General features: G+C 62.2%; 23 protein-coding genes. 20 read left to right on the top strand and 3 right to left on the bottom strand.

What is annotated here, in order from left to right; translation table 11 throughout:
* Positions 1-346 precede the first annotated feature (346 nt).
* From rpsH to truA, 17 genes are all read left to right on the top strand, one after another.
* Positions 347-745, top strand: a complete 399-nt coding sequence (gene rpsH, locus G8767_RS17535; protein ID WP_003940873.1) for a 30S ribosomal protein S8 — start codon at positions 347-349, stop codon at positions 743-745.
* Positions 746-759: 14 nt separating this feature from the next.
* Positions 760-1299: a 50S ribosomal protein L6 gene (gene rplF, locus G8767_RS17540; RefSeq protein WP_003940970.1), complete on the top strand. Its 540-nt coding sequence runs from the start codon at positions 760-762 to the stop codon at positions 1297-1299.
* A gap of 1 nt (position 1300) precedes the next feature.
* Positions 1301-1708 carry a 50S ribosomal protein L18 gene (rplR, locus tag G8767_RS17545; protein WP_003940996.1) on the top strand — a complete coding sequence of 136 codons (408 nt, stop codon included), beginning with the start codon at positions 1301-1303 and terminating at the stop codon, positions 1706-1708.
* Between the two features lie 31 nt (positions 1709-1739).
* Positions 1740-2411, top strand: a complete 672-nt coding sequence (gene rpsE / locus G8767_RS17550) for a 30S ribosomal protein S5 (protein ID WP_003940718.1) — start codon at positions 1740-1742, stop codon at positions 2409-2411.
* The gene (gene rpmD / locus G8767_RS17555; RefSeq protein ID WP_003940751.1) at positions 2411-2590 is read left to right on the top strand and encodes a 50S ribosomal protein L30; all 180 of its coding nucleotides are present in this window, start codon (positions 2411-2413) and stop codon (positions 2588-2590) included. Before rpsE ends, rpmD begins: the two co-directional genes overlap by 1 nt.
* Before the next feature lie 2 nt (positions 2591-2592).
* Positions 2593-3036, top strand: coding sequence for a 50S ribosomal protein L15 (gene rplO / locus G8767_RS17560; RefSeq protein WP_003940829.1), 444 nt, complete (start codon positions 2593-2595; stop codon positions 3034-3036).
* Positions 3037-3293: 257 nt separating this feature from the next.
* Positions 3294-4613 carry a preprotein translocase subunit SecY gene (gene secY / locus G8767_RS17565; RefSeq protein WP_003940773.1) on the top strand — a complete coding sequence of 440 codons (1320 nt, stop codon included), beginning with the start codon at positions 3294-3296 and terminating at the stop codon, positions 4611-4613.
* Positions 4610-5155 (top strand): adenylate kinase, encoded by a 546-nt coding sequence (locus G8767_RS17570; RefSeq protein ID WP_003940868.1) that lies wholly within the window; start codon positions 4610-4612, stop codon positions 5153-5155. Before secY ends, G8767_RS17570 begins: the two co-directional genes overlap by 4 nt.
* On the top strand, positions 5155-5952 hold the full coding sequence (gene map, locus G8767_RS17575) for a type I methionyl aminopeptidase (protein WP_003940806.1): 798 nt from the start codon (positions 5155-5157) through the stop codon (positions 5950-5952). Before G8767_RS17570 ends, map begins: the two co-directional genes overlap by 1 nt.
* 313 nt (positions 5953-6265) lie before the next feature.
* Complete coding sequence (gene infA, locus G8767_RS17580) at positions 6266-6487, top strand: translation initiation factor IF-1 (RefSeq protein WP_003418601.1); 222 nt, start codon at positions 6266-6268, stop codon at positions 6485-6487.
* 90 nt (positions 6488-6577) lie between these two features.
* The gene (gene rpmJ, locus G8767_RS17585) at positions 6578-6691 is read left to right on the top strand and encodes a 50S ribosomal protein L36 (RefSeq protein ID WP_003938068.1); all 114 of its coding nucleotides are present in this window, start codon (positions 6578-6580) and stop codon (positions 6689-6691) included.
* A 250-nt stretch (positions 6692-6941) separates the two neighbouring features.
* Complete coding sequence (rpsM, locus tag G8767_RS17590) at positions 6942-7316, top strand: 30S ribosomal protein S13 (protein WP_003940834.1); 375 nt, start codon at positions 6942-6944, stop codon at positions 7314-7316.
* Positions 7316-7729, top strand: a complete 414-nt coding sequence (gene rpsK / locus G8767_RS17595) for a 30S ribosomal protein S11 (protein WP_003940683.1) — start codon at positions 7316-7318, stop codon at positions 7727-7729. The genes rpsM and rpsK overlap by 1 nt, the downstream gene beginning before the upstream one ends.
* A gap of 22 nt (positions 7730-7751) precedes the next feature.
* Complete coding sequence (rpsD, locus tag G8767_RS17600) at positions 7752-8357, top strand: 30S ribosomal protein S4 (protein WP_003940769.1); 606 nt, start codon at positions 7752-7754, stop codon at positions 8355-8357.
* 120 nt (positions 8358-8477) lie between these two features.
* Positions 8478-9539: a DNA-directed RNA polymerase subunit alpha gene (locus G8767_RS17605; RefSeq protein ID WP_003941016.1), complete on the top strand. Its 1062-nt coding sequence runs from the start codon at positions 8478-8480 to the stop codon at positions 9537-9539.
* A gap of 29 nt (positions 9540-9568) precedes the next feature.
* On the top strand, positions 9569-10126 hold the full coding sequence (gene rplQ / locus G8767_RS17610; protein ID WP_095968898.1) for a 50S ribosomal protein L17: 558 nt from the start codon (positions 9569-9571) through the stop codon (positions 10124-10126).
* A gap of 6 nt (positions 10127-10132) precedes the next feature.
* Entirely contained in the window at positions 10133-11017 is an 885-nt protein-coding gene (gene truA, locus G8767_RS17615) for a tRNA pseudouridine(38-40) synthase TruA (protein WP_166810856.1), read from the top strand.
* Positions 11018-11074: 57 nt separating this feature from the next.
* Here truA and G8767_RS17620 read toward each other — a convergent pair whose 3' ends face one another.
* Positions 11075-12217 carry an acyl-CoA dehydrogenase family protein gene (locus tag G8767_RS17620; RefSeq protein ID WP_166810857.1) on the bottom strand — a complete coding sequence of 381 codons (1143 nt, stop codon included), beginning with the start codon at positions 12215-12217 and terminating at the stop codon, positions 11075-11077.
* 57 nt (positions 12218-12274) lie between these two features.
* Here G8767_RS17620 and G8767_RS17625 point away from each other — a divergent pair, with 57 nt between their 5' ends.
* Both G8767_RS17625 and G8767_RS17630 read left to right on the top strand, forming a co-directional pair.
* Positions 12275-12853, top strand: coding sequence for a TetR/AcrR family transcriptional regulator (locus G8767_RS17625; protein WP_124566553.1), 579 nt, complete (start codon positions 12275-12277; stop codon positions 12851-12853).
* 22 nt (positions 12854-12875) lie between these two features.
* On the top strand, positions 12876-13433 hold the full coding sequence (locus G8767_RS17630) for an NAD(P)H-dependent oxidoreductase (RefSeq protein WP_124566552.1): 558 nt from the start codon (positions 12876-12878) through the stop codon (positions 13431-13433).
* Positions 13434-13448: 15 nt separating this feature from the next.
* Here the strand turns inward: G8767_RS17630 and eccE are convergent, their stop codons facing one another.
* Positions 13449-15089, bottom strand: coding sequence for a type VII secretion protein EccE (gene eccE, locus G8767_RS17635; RefSeq protein WP_124566551.1), 1641 nt, complete (start codon positions 15087-15089; stop codon positions 13449-13451).
* Between the two features lie 97 nt (positions 15090-15186).
* Here eccE and eccB point away from each other — a divergent pair, with 97 nt between their 5' ends.
* Positions 15187-16653: a type VII secretion protein EccB gene (gene eccB, locus G8767_RS17640; protein ID WP_206029474.1), complete on the top strand. Its 1467-nt coding sequence runs from the start codon at positions 15187-15189 to the stop codon at positions 16651-16653.
* A gap of 14 nt (positions 16654-16667) precedes the next feature.
* Here eccB and mycP read toward each other — a convergent pair whose 3' ends face one another.
* Positions 16668-18080: a type VII secretion-associated serine protease mycosin gene (gene mycP, locus G8767_RS17645; RefSeq protein ID WP_166810859.1), complete on the bottom strand. Its 1413-nt coding sequence runs from the start codon at positions 18078-18080 to the stop codon at positions 16668-16670.
* Between the last annotated feature and the right edge of the window lie 7 nt (positions 18081-18087).

Consider the following 18087-nt stretch of genomic DNA (forward strand, 5'->3'; position numbering starts at 1 on the left):
CTGAAAAGGACTGTCTCGCTGCGACTCTGGTTGAAAGCGATCATCATTCGTCGACGTCGCACTTCGGTCTCGAACGAGCAGTTCGGATTTCGGAGCGCGTCGACACCCGCCCGATCCGCGGCCGCGAGCCGCAGTGGGGGAGGCGACGCGGTATCCCGGTGGACACCTGCGCCAAAGTTCCCTACACTAGAGCGGTTGCCGTGGCTGACGCATGCGTTCAGCTCGGTGCGGTAACTTACGCCGTCTGACACAAGTCGGACGGCCCAGCCGAATTGCTGGAGGCCCACGATCGGATTCGTCCGGTGTTGCATGGGAACCACAGCGAGAAAGGTGTCGAGGTCGACCTATGACCATGACTGACCCCATCGCAGACTTCTTGACGCGTCTGCGCAACGCCAACACGGCGTACCACGATGAGGTGAAGCTTCCCCACTCGAAGATCAAGGCGAACATCGCCGAGATCCTCAAGCGCGAGGGCTACATCTCCGATTTCCGTACCGAAGACGCAGAGGTCGGCAAGACCCTCATCGTCGATCTGAAGTACGGTCCCAGCCGCGAGCGTAGCCTCGCCGGCGTGCGTCGCGTTTCCAAGCCCGGTCTCCGGGTTTACGCGAAGTCCACCAACCTGCCCAAGGTCCTCGGAGGCCTCGGCGTGGCCATCATCTCCACGTCGTCCGGTCTGCTCACCGATCGCCAGGCGGCCAATCAAGGAGTAGGCGGGGAAGTCCTCGCCTACGTCTGGTAAGGGAGGCCACCACAATGTCGCGTATTGGAAAGATTCCGGTCACCGTCCCCGCGGGCGTTGACGTCACGATCAGCGGCCAGGATGTCACCGTCAAGGGTCCCAAGGGCACCCTCGCGCTGACCATCTCCGAGCCCATCGCAATCGAAAAGGCAGAGGACGGCTCGCTGAGCGTCACGCGCCCCGACGACGAGCGTCGTAGCCGCGCGCTGCACGGTCTGTCGCGGACCCTGGTTGCGAACATCATCACCGGTGTCACCGAGGGGTACACGAAGAAGATGGAGATCCACGGTGTTGGTTACCGTGTGGCACTGAAGGGCAAGGACCTCGAGTTCGCGCTCGGCTTCAGCCACCCGGTGCCGATCGAGGCTCCTGAAGGCATCACCTTCGTCGTCGAGTCGCCCACCCGGTTCTCGGTGTCCGGCATCGACAAGCAGAAGGTCGGGCAGATCTCGGCCAACATCCGTCGTCTCCGTCGTCCGGACCCGTACAAGGGTAAGGGCGTGCGTTACGAGGGTGAGCAGATCCGCCGCAAGGTCGGAAAGACGGGTAAGTGATATGAGCCAGACTGCAAACCAGAAAGCCAAGCGGATTCCGCTGGGCAAGGATGCGTCCACCAAGCGTCGTCTCTCGAAGACGCGTCGTCACTTCCGTCTCCGCAAGAAGGTCTCCGGCACGCCCGAGCGTCCCCGCTTGGTCGTCAACCGGTCCTCGCGCCACATCCACGTCCAGCTCGTGGACGACCTGGCCGGCCACACCCTGGCCTCCGCGTCGACCATCGAAGCAGACGTGCGCGTGGCAGAAGGCGACAAGAAGGCTGCGAGCGCGAAGGTCGGTCAGCTGATCGCCGAGCGCGCCAAGGCTGCCGGCGTGGAAGCAGTTGTCTTCGACCACGGCGGACACGGCTACCACGGTCGCATCGCGGCCCTGGCAGACGCGGCTCGCGAAGGCGGGTTGAAGTTCTGATGACCAACATTTTCAACGGAAGGACAGCCTGATGCCGGGACGTCAAAGGCGTGACGGCGGAAGCGGACCCGCCGGACAGAATGGCCCCAACAGCGGTGACAACAGCAACGCTCGTGGGGACAACCGTGGTGGCGGCCGTGACCGTCGCGACGGTGGCCGTGGCGGAAACGCTGCGGAGAAGTCACAGTTCATCGAGCGCGTTGTCACGATCAACCGCGTTTCCAAGGTCGTCAAGGGTGGTCGTCGCTTCAGCTTCACCGCTCTGGTGATCGTCGGAGACGGCAACGGACTGGTCGGCGTCGGCTACGGAAAGGCCAAGGAAGTTCCCGCGGCCATCCAGAAGGGTGTCGAGGAGGCTCGCAAGAGCTTCTTCCGCGTCCCGATGATCGCCAACACCATCACTCACCCCGTTCAGGGTGAGGCTGCTGCCGGCATCGTCATGCTTCGCCCGGCAAGCCCCGGTACCGGTGTTATCGCCGGTGGCGCTGTGCGCGCCGTGCTGGAGTGCGCTGGTATCGCGGACATCCTGTCGAAGTCGCTCGGTAGCGACAACGCCATCAACGTCGTGCATGCGACCGTTGCTGCGCTCAAGGGTCTGCAGCGTCCCGAGGAAGTTGCGGCTCGCCGCGGCCTCACCCTCGAAGAGGTTGCACCCGCCGGCATGCTTCGCGCTCGCGCACAGGCTGCTGGGAGTGTGAAGTAATGGCAGATCTCAAGGTCACTCAGATCAAGAGCATCATCGGGACCAAGCAGAACCAGAAGGATTCTCTGCGCACGCTCGGTCTCAAGGGCATCCGTCAGACCGTTGTTCGTGAGGACAACGCACAGAACCGCGGTCTGATCAACGTGGTGCGCCACCTCGTAACAGTTGAGGAGGTCTAACCATGACCATCAAACTGCACCACCTGCGCCCCGCTCCCGGATCCAAGTCCAACAAGATTCGTGTTGGACGCGGTGAGGGCGGCAAGCGTGGTAAGACCGCAGGTCGCGGTACCAAGGGCACCAAGGCACGTAACACCGTGCGCGTGGGCTTCGAGGGTGGACAGATGCCGCTTCACATGCGTCTGCCCAAGCTCAAGGGCTTCACGAACCCGTTCCGCGTCGAGTACCAGGTCGTCAATGTCGGCGACATCGCCCGTCTGTTCCCCGAAGGTGGAGCAATCACGGTCGAGGATCTCGTCGCCAAGGGCGCAGTCCGCAAGAACCAGCTCGTCAAGGTTCTGGGCGACGGCGAACTGACAGTTGCCGTTCAGGTGACCGTCGACAAGTTCACCGGTTCCGCCAAGGAAAAGATTGCTGCTGCCGGTGGTTCCGCCACCGAGCTGTGAGTGATCACGCGTAGCTAGTCCGATGGCCGCAGCGCAGCGTTTGCTGCGCTGCGGCCATCGGCGTCTACCAGGTCTTGTCACAGATTGGTCGTGCATGCTCGGACGGGCCAGTATTCTGGTCACCGAGTGGCAAATGTATCTTCGGCTTACCCGGTTTTCGTGGTCTGCCCGCCTAGTTCCCAAATGCTCACTGTTAGAGTTCAAAAGTTCGACAGGTCAAAACGATCTGTCTCCCTACCGTCGTGCCAGGAGGATCTTTGCTTTCCGCCTTCGTCTCGGCCCTCAGGACCCCAGACCTGAGGCGGAAGATCCTCTTCACCCTCGGCTTGGTGGCTCTGTATCGGGTCGGCGCTCTCATTCCGTCCCCAGGTGTCGACTACGGCCGTGTGCGTCAGTGCATCGATATCGCCAACTCCGGTGATTCAGCAGGTATCTACTCGCTGATCAACCTGTTCTCCGGCGGCGCTCTGCTGCAGATGTCGATCTTTGCGATCGGCATCATGCCGTACATCACGGCAAGCATCATCGTGCAGCTGCTGACCGTGGTGATCCCGAAGTTCGAGGAACTTCGAAAAGAAGGCCAGTCCGGCCAGGCCAAGATGACGCAGTACACGCGTTATCTGTCCATCGCTCTGGCAATCCTGCAGTCGACCGGTATCGTCGCTCTCGCGGCACGCGGACAGTTGCTCCAGGGCTGTGACGACATCATCGCCGACAAGTCGATCTTCGGCCTTGTCATCATCGTGCTGGTCATGACTGCCGGTGCTGCCATGGTCATGTGGTTCGGCGAGGTCATCACCGAACGCGGCGTCGGCAACGGTATGTCGCTCCTCATCTTCGCCGGTATCGCATCGCGTATCCCGAGCGAGGGCAAGGCGATCCTCGACAGCCGTGGTCCGCTGGTCTTCGCCTTCGTCTGCCTCGCAGCGCTGTTGATCATCGCCGGCGTCGTCTTCGTCGAGCAGGGTCAGCGCCGCATCCCGGTCCAGTACGCAAAGCGGATGGTCGGACGCAAGATGTACGGCGGATCCTCGACGTACCTGCCTCTGAAGGTGAACCAGGCCGGCGTCATCCCGGTGATCTTCGCGTCTTCACTGCTGTACCTCCCGAACTTGATCGCACAGCTGACTTCGGCCAGCACAGCGGTCGACCCCAGTTGGTGGCAGCGCCTCATCAACACCTACCTGGTGAACCCGGCCAACCCGGTGTACATCGCGATCTACTTCGGCCTGATCGTCTTCTTCACGTACTTCTACGTCGCCATCACCTTCAATCCCGAAGAGCGCGCCGACGAGATGAAGAAGTTCGGCGGCTTCATCCCCGGTATCCGACCCGGTCAGCCGACCGCGGACTACCTCAACTACGTGCTGAGTCGCATCACCCTTCCGGGTGCGATTTACCTCGGCACCATTGCTGTTCTGCCCAACCTGTTCCTCGACATCGGGAATGGCGGCGGCGCGCAGAACCTGCCGTTCGGTGGCACCGCGGTGCTGATCATGGTCAGCGTCGGCCTGGACACCGTGAAGCAGATCGAGAGTCAGCTAATGCAGCGTAACTATGAAGGGTTCCTCAAGTGAGACTTGTCCTCCTTGGTCCTCCCGGTGCCGGCAAGGGCACCCAGGCCGCTATCTTGTCCGAGAAGTTCGGCGTTCCCCATATCTCCACGGGTGATCTCTTCCGCGCGAACATCGGTCAGGCCACCGCTCTCGGTGTGGAAGCAAAGAAGTACATCGACGCCGGCGAACTCGTACCGAGCTCGATCACCAACGACATGGTGAAGGCTCGCGTCGCAGAACCGGATGCCGCAAACGGTTTCCTCCTTGACGGATTTCCGCGCTCGGTCGAACAGGCTCAGGCTCTCGAGGGCATCTTGAAGGACCTCGACACCAAGCTCGATGGTGTTCTCTCCTTCGTTGTCGACGAGGACATCGTGGTCGAGCGCATGCTCGCTCGCGGCCGTGCAGACGACACCGAGGACGTCATCCGCAACCGACTCCGGGTCTACCGCGACGAGACGTCACCGCTGTTCGACTATTACAAGGACAGCATCGTCTCCGTCGACGCGATCGGCGAGGTCGAAGAGGTCAACGCTCGCGCACTGGCAGCGTTGGGTAAGTAATGGTCTTCGGGCGTAAACGCAAGGTCGTTCCGTTCCGCTCTGCGGGCGAACTCGACGCGATGGCTGCTGCCGGCGCGATCGTGGGTTCGGCTCTGGTGGCGGTGCGCGCTGCGGCGAAGCCCGGTGTCAGCACTTTGGAATTGAACGCGGTCGCAGAATCCGTCATTCGTGACGCCGGCGCCGTGCCCTCGTTCCTCGGGTACCACGGCTTCACCGGTTCGATCTGCTCTTCGGTCAACGACCGCGTCGTTCACGGGATCCCTTCAGCTCAGGACATCCTGGCTGAAGGCGATCTCGTTTCCATCGACTGCGGTGCGATCCTCGACGGTTGGCACGGTGACTCTGCCTGGACGTTCGGTGTGGGTGAGATCAGCGTCGCCGATCAGGAGCTCAGCGAAGCCACTCGGCTTTCGATGGAAGCCGGGATCGCGGCGATGATCGCCGGCAATCGTCTGACGGATGTTTCGCACGCGATCGAGGTCGGTACTCATGCCGCCGAGAAGCTGCACGGTCGTTCCTACGGCATCGTCGACGGATACGGTGGACATGGAATCGGTCGGGAAATGCACATGGATCCGTTCCTCGCCAATGAAGGTGCCCCGGGTAAGGGTCCTGAACTGGTAGTCGGATCGTGCCTGGCGATCGAGCCGATGCTCACGCTCGGTACCACCGACACGGTGATTCTCGACGACGACTGGACCGTTGTGACGACCGACGGGTCCCGTGCGGCGCACTGGGAACACACTGTCGCTGTGACCGAGGACGGTCCGCGGATTCTGACTCTCCGCCCGGAGTAGTCGACCCCGTCGCTGACAAGTGTTGGCAGCGAGCATGATTCACGTTCGAGAAGTCCCAGCCTCATGTCGAGGCTGGGACTTTTTCGTTGGGGGAGCGGTGTGCGTCGTCGCCCTGACCGGAGGCGCATTTGGCCTGGTCGTTTACATCGCGTAACATGGCTAGGCGGTGCGCTATGCGCGTCGATAGTTCGTGTGCCTACGCCCGGATCGCTCCGGGATCGGGTCCGCGAAGTGCCGACGATCTTTCCATTGCGTGCCAATGTAACGGAAGCCGATGCACGAAGCATGCCAAACCAAACGGATCGCGGAGGATATGGCTAAGAAAGACGGGGCCATCGAGGTCGAAGGACGAGTAGTCGAGCCGCTGCCCAATGCGATGTTCCGCATTGAGCTCGAGAATGGCCACAAGGTCCTCGCCCACATCAGCGGAAAGATGCGTCAGCACTACATTCGCATCCTCCCGGAAGATCGCGTTGTCGTAGAGCTCTCGCCCTACGATTTGTCGCGCGGACGCATCGTTTACCGCTACAAGTAACGAACTTCCCGGACCTGACCTGGGTCAGGGAGAAGTATGTCTGCTGCGGTTCATCGCGGCGGGCTGCGACAAAACAGGAGATCAGAAGACGTGAAGGTTCAGCCGAGCGTCAAGAAGATCTGCGAGAAGTGCAAAGTGATTCGCCGTAACGGTCGAGTCATGGTGATCTGCGAGAACCTGCGTCACAAGCAGCGTCAGGGCTAGATCTAGCTTTTCGAAGATCTGCTTGGCAACAAGCAAAGAAGACCTCCCAGTACCAGCCATTGTTGACGAGACCCCACGCGATCGTTCACCGATCGCCAAGGTCGGACAATGGTTCACCCCCGGCACGGAGGCCGGGGCCCCACTGAGTTAGTTGATGAGATCATCTGCGCCTTACGGCGCCGGTACTCGGCAAGAGGCACAGGGGAAGGGCTGGGAGCAGACCTCCGCACACCGATAAGGAAATGCCACCATGGCACGTCTCTCTGGTGTTGATCTTCCTCGCGAAAAGCGCATGGAGATCGCACTGACATACATCTACGGCATCGGCCGTACCCGCTCCAAGGAAATCCTTGACGCCACCGGCGTCAGCCCGGATCTCCGGAGCAAGGACCTCTCGGACGAGGACCTGGCAAAGCTCCGCGAGTACATCGAGGAGTCGCTCAAGGTCGAGGGTGACCTGCGCCGCGAGGTTCAGGCCGACATCCGTCGCAAGATCGAGATCGGCTGCTACCAGGGCCTGCGCCACCGTCGTGGTCTGCCCGTGCGTGGTCAGCGCACCAAGACCAACGCCCGTACCCGTAAGGGTCCGAAGCGCACCATTGCCGGCAAGAAGAAGGCGAAGTAATGCCCCCGAAGTCACGTAGCACCGGTCCGAAGAAGACCCAGAAGACGCGTCGCAGGGATAAGAAGAACATCCCGCACGGCGCCGCTCACATCAAGAGCACCTTCAACAACACCATCGTGTCCATCACGGACCCCGCCGGAAATGTCATTTCCTGGGCGTCTTCGGGACACGTCGGCTTCAAGGGTTCGCGTAAGTCGACTCCCTTCGCCGCTCAGCTTGCTGCTGAGAGCGCTGCCCGTAAGGCGCAGGAGCACGGTGTCAAGAAGGTTGACGTCTTCGTCAAGGGACCGGGATCCGGTCGCGAGACCGCAATCCGTTCCCTCCAGGCTGCTGGCCTCGAGGTCGGCACCATTTCCGATGTAACCCCCCAGCCGCACAACGGCTGCCGTCCGCCCAAGCGGCGTCGGGTATAGCGGGAAGGATAGGTAGAAGAAAATGGCACGTTATACCGGACCCATCACCCGCAAGTCGCGTCGTCTGCGCGTCGACCTCGTTGGAGGCGACCAGGCATTCGAGCGTCGCCCGTACCCGCCCGGACAGCACGGCCGCGCGCGTATCAAGGAGAGCGAGTACCTGCTCCAGCTGCAGGAGAAGCAGAAGGCTCGCTTCACCTACGGCGTCATGGAGAAGCAGTTCCGCCTGTACTACAAGGAGGCGAACAACCGCCCCGGCAAGACCGGCGAGAACCTGCTTCGCATCCTCGAGTCGCGTCTCGACAACGTCGTGTACCGCGCAGGCCTCGCTCGCACGCGCCGTCAGGCACGTCAGCTGGTCACGCACGGTCACCTTCTCGTGAACAACAAGAAGGTCGACATCCCGAGCTACCGCGTCTCGCAGTACGACATCATCGATGTCAAGGAGAAGTCGCTCTCCACGCTTCCGTTCCAGGTTGCGCGTGAGACCGTCGGCGATCGCCCGGTTCCCGGGTGGCTGCAGGTTGTCGGCTCGCGTCTGCGGATCCTGGTTCACCAGCTTCCCGAGCGCGCGCAGATCGACATCGCTCTGCAGGAACAGCTCATCGTCGAGTACTACTCGAAGTAAGGCGCTTCGCACCCCGTGAGTGGTTGAGGAGTCTCCGGACTCCTCAACCACTCACAGGGCCGCAGGCCCTTTCCCATCGTGGGCGTCAAATAGTGGACGTCCGTACAGGAGGAAATACCAATGCTCATTTCTCAGCGACCCACGCTGACCGAAGAGGTCATCGCTGATAACCGCTCGAAGTTCGTCATCGAGCCCCTGGAGCCAGGTTTCGGGTACACGCTCGGCAATTCGCTGCGCCGCACGCTGCTCTCGTCGATCCCCGGCGCTGCTGTCACCAGCATCCGTATCGACGGCGTTCTCCACGAGTTCACCACCGTCCCGGGAGTGAAGGAAGATGTCACCGACATCATCCTGAACCTCAAGGGCCTCGTCGTGAACTCCGAAGAGGACGAGCCGGTCACCATGTACGTCCGCAAGCAGGGCCCCGGCGCTGTTACTGCAGGCGACATCGTGCCTCCGGCAGGCGTCACCGTGAACAACCCTGATCTGCACATCGCCACCCTGAACGACAAGGGAAAGCTGGAGATCGAGCTCGTTGTCGAGCGCGGTCGCGGCTATGTCCCCGCCGTCCAGAACAAGGCGTCCGGCGCAGAGATCGGCCGTATCCCGGTCGACTCGATCTACTCGCCGGTGCTCAAGGTCACCTACAAGGTGGAGGCCACTCGCGTCGAACAGCGCACCGACTTCGATCGGCTCGTTCTCGACGTGGAAACGAAGAACTCCATCACCGCACGGGACGCGCTCGCTTCGGCGGGCAAGACCCTGGTTGAGCTCTTCGGCCTGGCCCGTGAGCTGAACGTCGAAGCAGAAGGAATCGAGATCGGGCCCTCGCCCGCCGAGGCCGATCACATCGCTTCCTTCGGACTCCCCATCGAGGATCTGGACCTCACGGTCCGCTCCTACAACTGCCTCAAGCGCGAAGGTGTTCACACCGTCGGTGAGCTTGTCGGCCGTACCGAGTCCGATCTGCTCGACATCCGCAACTTCGGACAGAAGTCCATCGACGAGGTCAAGGTCAAGCTGCATTCGCTCGGCCTGTCCCTCAAGGACAGCCCCGCATCCTTCGATCCCACCACCGTTGCCGGCTACGACGCCGCCACCGGAACGTGGAGTGACACTGATGCCGGTTCCTTCGGCGATGCCGAGGGTACCGAGGACTACGCCGAGACCGAACAGCTGTAGCAGCTCAGGTCCTTTACTAGGAGATCATCATGCCCAAGCCCAAGAAGGGTGCCCGCTTCGGCGGGTCGGCTTCCCACCAGAAGGCGATTTTCGCCAATCTGGCTACCGCGCTCTTCGAGCACGGTCGCATCACCACCACCGAGTCCAAGGCCAAGGCACTGCGCCCCTACGCCGAGAAGCTCGTCACGCACGCGAAGGCCGGCACGCTGGCTCACCGTCGTGAGGTGCTGAAGGTCATCCGTAACAAGGATGTCGTTCACACCCTCTTCGCCGAGATCGGCCCGTTCTACGCGGACCGTAACGGTGGATACACCCGCATCATCAAGACGATCCCCCGCAAGGGCGACAACGCTCCGATGGCAATCATCGAGCTCGTCAAGGAAAAGACCGTCACCTCCGAGGCTGACCGCGCACGTCGCGTCAAGGCTTCGCAGGACGCTCCCGCCGCAGAGAACGTCGTCGAGGCCGTAGAGGCCGACGCGACCGACGCTGAGGTCGAGAACGCTGACGCAGTCGTCGAGGCCATCGAGGACGAGACCGCAACTGCGGCCGACGCTCCCGAGGCCGAAGAGGCCAAGAAGGACTAGTCTCCCTTGGTTTCGGCACACGCTGAATCGAACGAGCCCGCCGCCCCCATCGGGGACGGCGGGCTCGTTCGATTGCGGCTCGACATCTCGTACGACGGCACCGACTTCTCGGGTTGGGCCCGCCAGACCGACCTGCGCACTGTGTGCGGCGAGATCGAAGACAAGCTGGGAACGGTACTACGGCAACCGGTTCAGCTGACTGTTGCCGGTCGGACCGACGCCGGTGTACACGCCACGGGTCAGGTAGCGCACGTCGACGTCCCGGGCGAGTTGCTCCCGGACGGCCCGTCGCGACTCGTGCGCAGGCTTGCACGCTTCCTGCCCAAGGACGTTCGGGTCAAAGAAATCTCGGTGGTTCCCGGTGAGTTCGACGCGCGCTTCTCGGCGATGCGACGCTACTACGAGTACCGGGTGACCAACGCGGCATTCGGAGTGGAACCCTTGCGCGCACGCGATACGGTGTCGTACCCCAAACCACTCGATCTCGGAGCGATGCAGGAAGCGTCGACTCGGCTTCTCGGCCTCCACAACTTCGCGGCATTCTGCAAGCGTCGTGAAGGTGCGACCACGGTGCGGGAGTTGCAACGTTTCGACTGGGCGCAGGAAGGCACGGTGTTCACGGCGTACGTGAACGCCGATGCGTTCTGCTGGTCGATGGTCCGGAGTCTTGTAGGGGCAGTCCTCTCGGTCGGTGAGGGGCGGCGCACCGCCGACTGGGTGGCAGGGTTGCTCGACGAAACTTCGCGATCAAGTTCCATCCTCGTTGCGCCGGCGCACGGACTTTCGTTGGTTCGCGTGGACTACCCCGACTACTCGGAACTGGCCGCCCGCAACGCGATTACTCGTGAAACCCGCGAGATTCCGTCTTCGGGTGGATGCTGCGGCGACTGACGACCACTATGCAAAATGCCCTCCCACTTTGTGTGGGAGGGCATTTCACGTGAGCGCCTAACCGGCCAGTTGGCGCGCGATGACCAGCCGCTGAATCTGGTTGGTGCCCTCGAAGATCTGCGTGATCTTGGCTTCGCGCATGTAGCGCTCGACGGGGAAGTCCTGGGTGTAGCCGTACCCACCGAAGACCTGCACGGCGTCGGTGGTGACCTTCATGGCCGCGTCGGTGGCAACGAGCTTGGCGACGCTGGCGTTGCGCGAATACGGAACTCCGGCGTCGCGGCGGCGGGCTGCGTCGAGGTAGGTGGCCCGAGCGGAGTCGACCGCGGCAGCCATGTCCGCGAGCACGAATCCGAGTCCCTGGTGATCGATGATCCGCTTGCCGAAAGCCTTGCGCTCCTTCGCGTAGGCGACCGCGTCGTCGAGTGCGCCCTGAGCGATTCCGACGGCAACGGCAGCGATTCCTAGTCGGCCGGAGTCGAGAGCGCTGAAGGCGATCGGCAGCCCTTGGCCGCGCTGACCGATCAGCCGTTCGTCAGGGATGAAGGCGTCGTCGTAATTCGCGGATGCGGTGGGGACCGCGCGTAGTCCCATCTTCTCTTCGGGCTTGCCGAAGCTGAGGCCCTCGGTGTCCTTGTCCACCAGGAGGCAGGAGATGCCACGTGAGCCGTCGTCACTGGTGCGGGCGAAGAGGTTGTAGAAGTCTGCCTTGCCGCCGTTGGTGATCCACGCCTTCGAGCCGTTGACGCGGTAGCCGCCGTCGGTGGGCGTCGCCTTGCACGACAATGCGGCGGCGTCGGACCCTGCCTGCGCTTCGGAGAGGCTGTACGCGCCGATGGTGTTGCCGCCCAGCATGTCCGGGAGCCAGCGGTTCTTCTGTTCGTCGGTGCCGAAGGTGAACAGCGGGAAGCACGACAGACTGTGGACACTGGCCGCCACCGCAACCGCTGCCCAGCGCGAGGCGATTTCTTCGAGGACTTGGAGGTAGACCTCGTAAGGCTGATCACCGCCGCCGAACTCCTCGGGATACGGAAGGCTCAGTAGTCCTGCCTGTCCGAGTGCGGGGAACACGCCGTCTGGGTACTTCTCGGCTTTTTCGTATTCGTTGACCTTGGGCGCGAGTACCTTGTCCGCGACATCACGCGTCAGTTCGATGAGATCGCGAGCTTCTTGGCTGGGCATGAGGCGTTCGACGGGCACGGTCGGCTCCTAGCTAGACGGTAGTACTGTGAACGATACTGCAGTACTGTTTTCAGTATGGCAAGGGTGGCTCACAAGACGACTGCACGCAGGGCTGAACTGTTCGACCAAATGGTCGAGCTGTTCTTGAGTGAGGGTTTCGCCCACTTCACGCTCGACGAGATCGCAGCCCGATTGCATTGCTCCAAGAGCACCTTGTACACCGTGGCAGCGGGAAAAGAGGATCTGGTGCGGGCCGTCACGGTTCACTTCTTCCGTGCGGCGACCGATGCGGTGGAGAGTGCCGTGACCGCAGAAGCGACACCCACTCGTCGAGTGGCGGTCTATCTCGAAGCAGTCGGCGATCGCTTGTCCGCGGCGTCCAGTCAATTCATGGAAGACCTGGCCGAATCGGCGTCGGCGAGCCAGGTTTACGAGAAGAACACGTCAATTGCTGCTGATCGTGTGCGAGCGCTCATCGTCGAGGGCGTGGATTCGGGCGCATTCCGGCAGGTACACGCATCATTTGTGGCCGATGCCGCCGCGGCGACGATGGTTCGGATCCAGCAACGAGCGGTCTACCGGGCAACAGGACTGGACGATGCCAACGCCTATAGGGAATTGGCCGCACTCATCACGGATGGGATCACTGCGTGACCAGTCGCTAGCATCGACGTTCATGGCACCTTTGAACGTCGAAGTCATCGTAGGTTCGGTCCGTGAGGGGCGAATAGGACGCGCAGTGGCGGATTGGTTTGTCGAGGAAGCAACCGCGAATCCGTCGTGGAACGTGTCGGTGATCGATCTCGAGGAGTTGTCGTTGCCCCAGGACTTCTCGGACTCACTTGTTACGGAGGATTTTCGCAAGCGAATCGGGCGCGCCGACGCGGTTGTTGCCGTGACCTCGGAATACAACCACGGGTATCCGGCCGCTCTGAAGACCGCATTCGACTCCGTGAAACACGAGTGGCGGGCCAAGCCGATCGGTTTCGTGTCCTACGGCGGGATTTCAGGTGGTGTTCGGGCCGTCGAACAGCTGAGGCAAGTGGTGGCGGAGCTGCACATGGTCTCGGTGCGTCAGTGCGTGACCATTCATCGGGTACGTAAGCAATTCGGACACCAGCCGTTCGACGTCGATTCGATCGCGATCGATGCACGCGAGAAGATGATTCGTGAATTGCATTGGTGGGGGAGCGGATTGCGGACGTTGCGTGCGAGTGACCCCTACCCCGGCTGATCGGAACCGGCACGATCACGCCATCTGGTGAGCGTCGCCGGCTCGTGGACGGCCGATGAACGAGGTCTCGGAAGCAATGGTCACCAGAGTCAGTTCAACGCGCGCGCGGCCGGTTTCGACCGTGATCTTGTCACCGAGTGCGAATGGCTGAACTATCGAGATTTCAGGGTCGATCCGAGGCCATTGGCGGGGATGTCCGTATACGTAGATCGCGGTCACGCCCGCACGCGGAGGTAGGCCCTCGACGCCGTCGAACAGGACGGTGTCGAAGGCTCCCTCAGACCCTCCACCCTGCCCGGACACACGGAGTCGGTCAGGCACTCCCATGGAGTCGGTGAGCGGGGTCCAGGCACCCGGTCGATCGGTGTGGACGAGTACTCGTGCGCCGGTCGCAATGGCTCGAAAGATCAACTGTTGAGCCAGATAGAGTTCGCCCGCGACGAAAACGGTGTTGACGCCGGGTCCCGACATTCTTGCCGTGACGCCGTGCCCGTTTCGGTCCGAGCCGATGAGCTGGCCGCAGCCGGCCAGGGGCAGAGCGAGTGAGTCGAGTGTGCCGCCATCCATGCGGATGTGCGGCGTGATCGGATCCAGCGCGGTCAGTGCGGTCGGCAAGTTGGTCAGCAATCCGTCGCGCTGGCGCCCACGTAGCGAGACCAAACCGGCCAGCGGTGCGTTCTCAGGTGGATTGCGTGTGGTGAAGCGACAGGTCGCACTGACCTTCGCCGTTCCGCGTTCGCCGGTCGGGCGCAACCGAATTGTCACGGACGTCCCGACCGTTGCCACTGCCCATACCTGAGTCAGGGTCGCGGCTGTGATGAAGCGGGGTTCGATCCCGTATCCGATGTTGGACACGCCGGGCAAGGGGGTACTTCGCCACGTTTCGGTGACCTCGTGGCTGGCGACTCCTCTTGTCACCTGGACTGTGGACGATGCGATCTCCGGTGCGGTCAGGATCCGCGCCTTGCATCCCGTTGAATCGAGCACCCGGATGACACGATTTGCGGCAACAGCGATCGCGCGACCCGCGCCCTGTTCGCCCCCGCCTCGGCGTTCGACTGCTGCACCACCCTCCAAAGCGTCGAAACGTAGAGCAAGCCAGACACTTCTGGTGGCGGTGGCCGGTAGTGGTCCGATGAGACGTTCGTAGACTTCGGTGGCCGGCGTTCCCGATGCGGCGCGGTATCCGTGACTGACAATGTCGATGCCGGTGAGTGAAATATCGTGCTGATAAAGACAATTGGCGAGGGCTGCCGTGGGAAGAAGGTGGGAAGCGTCGAACGAATGACGCCCGATTCTGGTCAGGTAGTCGCGTGGGGGAGCGATCTCGACGACAGCGACGAGTGAAGATCCCTCCACTCGGAGCCCGATCGACTGCTCGGAGGGGGAGTGAAAACTGACGATCGTGCCGCCGCCGACGTCCTTGCGGCGCAGATAGCGAAAGTACTTGACAATCCAGGACATTACCGACCAACCGCCCACATGAAGCAGCATTGATCCGGCGACCATACAACCGATTGCCAGCGCCCAGAGCCAATCCAGCCCACTGGCCATCGCGATTCCGCCCGCACCGATTCCGAGAATCTGTGCCGACACGAATTCGTGCGTCGAAATCCTGTGCGACGACGGCCAATGCCTCAACCGCGATCGGTCCACGGTTCCTCCCCGATACCTGACCTGCGAACTACCCGAAAATTTCCGCCCCGGCGAAACTGTACTGTGTCTTCGCAAGGGGATGTAAGGCACGGGGGGAATGATGGCTGCGACACCTACCACTCGCTGGCAGGTCAACGGGTACCGATTCTTGGTCAGGCGGATGGAACACGCGCTGGTCAGACGAGACGTTCGGATGCTTTACGATCCGATGCGGTCACAGTCGCGCGCCTTCGCCGTCGGAATAGTCCTCGCTGCACTGGGATTGGCGGGTTGCGCGGTGCTTGCTCTGTTTCGGCCACAGGACAAGATCGGCGATGCGGATATCGTCGTTGCAAAGGAATCGGGCGCGATGTTCGTCGCCATGGAGGGTACTTTTCGCCCTGTGCTGAACTTGGCATCCGCACGACTGATTCTGGGTTCGCCAGGAAAACCGGCAATAGTCAAGGCATCCGAGGTCGAGGCGAAACCCCGGGGCGCGCTCGTCGGCATTCCCGGCGCACCGTCCGCGCTGCCGGAATCGGCCGACCCGACCAACGCATTGTGGACGGTGTGCGATTCCGTCGGATCCGACGGGAGAAAATCGTTGACGACTTCGGTCCTGGTCGGCTCGTCCAATGTCGGTGAAAACACGACATATCTGACGAATGACCGTGCATTCCTGGTGAAGTCGGGGGCCGATCACTTTCTCGTGTACGACGGAAAGCGAGCGGAAATCGATGTGGACAATCCGGCGATCATGCGGGCTTTGGGGCTGGAAGGGGCACAGGCGCGACCGATCAGCATCGGATTCCTCAATTCGATTCCCGAAGTTCCGCGCGTCGACGCTCCGCGAATTCCCGAACTGGGCTCAGCACCCCGGTTTCCTCTGCAGAACAAAACTGTCGGCTCCGTCGTCCAGGTTTCGGCGGGTGCGGACCCGCAGTACTACGTGGTACTCGAGAACGGTATCCAGAAGGTCGGCGCGGCAGTCGCTCAACTGATCTACTTCTCGGATTCACAGGGCGCCACCGGGATCACGAACGTCACCCCTGATGCCATCAGTCGTATTCCCTCGGTGAGCGAGTTGACCGTCGACTCGTTGCCGCAGGCGGTTCCGGAGATCGTCGATGATCGCGGCGCGCCTGTCGGCTGTCTGCAATGGGCTCCCTCGCCTGCAGTCGAGGGCGGCGAAAGTAGTTCTGCAACGCTGAAACTCGTCGCTGGATTGCAGGTTCCGATCCCGGAGGGGGGCAAGTTGGTATCCCTGGCGCAGGCGGACGGATCGGGTGACAATCTCGACAGCGTCCATGTCGAACAGGGATTCGGCGGATTTGTTCAAGCGACCGGAATCGAGACGAGCAGCACCAGGCGCGACGGAGTGTTCTACGTATCCGATACCGGTGTGAAATACGGAGTTCCAGACGAAACCTCGGCTCGCGCACTCGGATTGACGCGAACGCCTGATCGCGCGCCGTGGCAGATGCTCGACCTACTTGCATCAGGTCCTGCGCTCGAGAAGGAAAACGCACTGATAGCTCACGACGGAGTCGCCCCCGATACAGCGCCGGCCGCTCCGGTGAACTGAACAGCGCTGACGGTTCAGAGATCGATGTTCCGGCGTTCGGGAAGATGCCGACGAATGACTCGACGAAGGGGCATCGATGCCAACAGCGTCAGTAGGGCGAGGGTGCCGACCGTTCCGGCTCCGACGAGTGCCGCGTCGCGAGATCGGTTGTCGGGGGTCGGCGGCGTGGGTAGGGGATCGATCGATACCGACTGATGATGGACCTGGACGGGTTCCCCCGGTGCCGATTCGCCAGTTACCGCAGCGAGTGGATCGATGACGCCGTGACCGACGTAGGGATTCCAACCCTGCGCCGGAGCGTGGGCCGTGGCTTCGATACGTCGCATGACCTCGAGCGCAGTCAGTTCCGGGTGAACCGACCGGACCAGTGCGGCGGTTGCCGCGACATAGGGCGCAGCGAAACTGGTCCCGTTGAACGACTGTACGGCGCCGTCAGGGCCGTAAACCCCGTTGGTCAGACCGGGCGATGTCGGGTGAAGCGAGGTGATTCCGGTGCCGGGCGCCGCCACGTCGACCCATGGACCTCCGAGGCTGAATGAGCTGGCGGCGCCAGTGGGGTCTACCGACCCGACGGTGAGGACATAGTCGTCGTACCAAGCCGGACTGGCAATCGTCACAACCGAGTCCCACGGATCGGCTAGGGGAGCGAGGGGATCCGGCGGTGGATTCTGGTTCTTGCACCCTCCTGATCCGACGTTACCTGCAGCAGCGACGACTACGACGTTCTTCGCGGCCGTGGCGTATTCGATTGCAGCGCCGAGTCGTTGGTCGTTGATCCCGTCCCCGGCAGGCTTACAGGCGACTTCGGAGATGTTGATGACGCTTGCACCCATGTCCGCAGCGTGACGGACCGCCGATGCCATGGTGTCGACGTTTCCGTAGCCAGACGAGTTCTCGGCTACAGCAGGGTCTTCGCGTTGGCCGGTCACCGAGAAGGCGGCACTGGACTGCCTGATCGAGATGATCTGTGCGTCAGGCGCAGCTCCGGTGAATCCGGAACCCTCGACCTGCTGGGCGGCGATGAGACCCGCCACGACTGTTCCATGTGAGTCACAATCATCGGTGCCGTCGGAGGTCCCGACATAGTCACCGCCGCCTTCGAGTGCCGGTAGCCGGGGATGTCTGCTGACGCCGGTGTCGATGACAGCAATTCGCTGCCCTGCCCCTCGGGTGATCGGCCACACCGAATCGAATCCCAGATCCTGTTGAGAACGTGGGATATCCGCACCGTCACCACCCGCTACGGCGGGGACGCACAGGGTTCGCTGTTCGGTGGGGTGGGGAGGTGCGGGCGGACCGTCCTCCGGCAGCATTGCAGGATCGATGGGGGAAGGAACCGCACTCGATGCGCCACCCGCCCCGGCGAGAACTGTGAAGGCAACGATCACGAATGCGGCACAGGTGTTTGTCGCGCGTCGAATCACCATCGAGATC

The sequence above is a fragment of the Rhodococcus sp. IC4_135 genome (assembly GCF_011602025.1).
GTDB lineage: Bacteria > Actinomycetota > Actinomycetes > Mycobacteriales > Mycobacteriaceae > Rhodococcus_F > Rhodococcus_F baikonurensis.

Excerpts from the sequence above, each read along its gene's own strand:
- rpsH (WP_003940873.1), top strand. The coding sequence starts at position 347 with ATGACCATGACTGACCCCATCGCAGACTTCTTGACGCGTCTGCGCAAC.
- rplF (WP_003940970.1), top strand. The coding sequence starts at position 760 with ATGTCGCGTATTGGAAAGATTCCGGTCACCGTCCCCGCGGGCGTTGAC.
- rplR (WP_003940996.1), top strand. The coding sequence starts at position 1,301 with ATGAGCCAGACTGCAAACCAGAAAGCCAAGCGGATTCCGCTGGGCAAG.
- rpsE (WP_003940718.1), top strand. The coding sequence starts at position 1,740 with ATGCCGGGACGTCAAAGGCGTGACGGCGGAAGCGGACCCGCCGGACAG.
- rpmD (WP_003940751.1), top strand. The coding sequence starts at position 2,411 with ATGGCAGATCTCAAGGTCACTCAGATCAAGAGCATCATCGGGACCAAG.
- rplO (WP_003940829.1), top strand. The coding sequence starts at position 2,593 with ATGACCATCAAACTGCACCACCTGCGCCCCGCTCCCGGATCCAAGTCC.
- map (WP_003940806.1), top strand. The coding sequence starts at position 5,155 with ATGGTCTTCGGGCGTAAACGCAAGGTCGTTCCGTTCCGCTCTGCGGGC.
- infA (WP_003418601.1), top strand. The coding sequence starts at position 6,266 with ATGGCTAAGAAAGACGGGGCCATCGAGGTCGAAGGACGAGTAGTCGAG.
- rpsM (WP_003940834.1), top strand. The coding sequence starts at position 6,942 with ATGGCACGTCTCTCTGGTGTTGATCTTCCTCGCGAAAAGCGCATGGAG.
- rpsK (WP_003940683.1), top strand. The coding sequence starts at position 7,316 with ATGCCCCCGAAGTCACGTAGCACCGGTCCGAAGAAGACCCAGAAGACG.
- rpsD (WP_003940769.1), top strand. The coding sequence starts at position 7,752 with ATGGCACGTTATACCGGACCCATCACCCGCAAGTCGCGTCGTCTGCGC.
- G8767_RS17605 (WP_003941016.1), top strand. The coding sequence starts at position 8,478 with ATGCTCATTTCTCAGCGACCCACGCTGACCGAAGAGGTCATCGCTGAT.
- rplQ (WP_095968898.1), top strand. The coding sequence starts at position 9,569 with ATGCCCAAGCCCAAGAAGGGTGCCCGCTTCGGCGGGTCGGCTTCCCAC.
- G8767_RS17625 (WP_124566553.1), top strand. The coding sequence starts at position 12,275 with ATGGCAAGGGTGGCTCACAAGACGACTGCACGCAGGGCTGAACTGTTC.
- G8767_RS17630 (WP_124566552.1), top strand. The coding sequence starts at position 12,876 with ATGGCACCTTTGAACGTCGAAGTCATCGTAGGTTCGGTCCGTGAGGGG.
- eccB (WP_206029474.1), top strand. The coding sequence starts at position 15,187 with ATGATGGCTGCGACACCTACCACTCGCTGGCAGGTCAACGGGTACCGA.
- mycP (WP_166810859.1), bottom strand. The coding sequence starts at position 18,080 with ATGGTGATTCGACGCGCGACAAACACCTGTGCCGCATTCGTGATCGTT.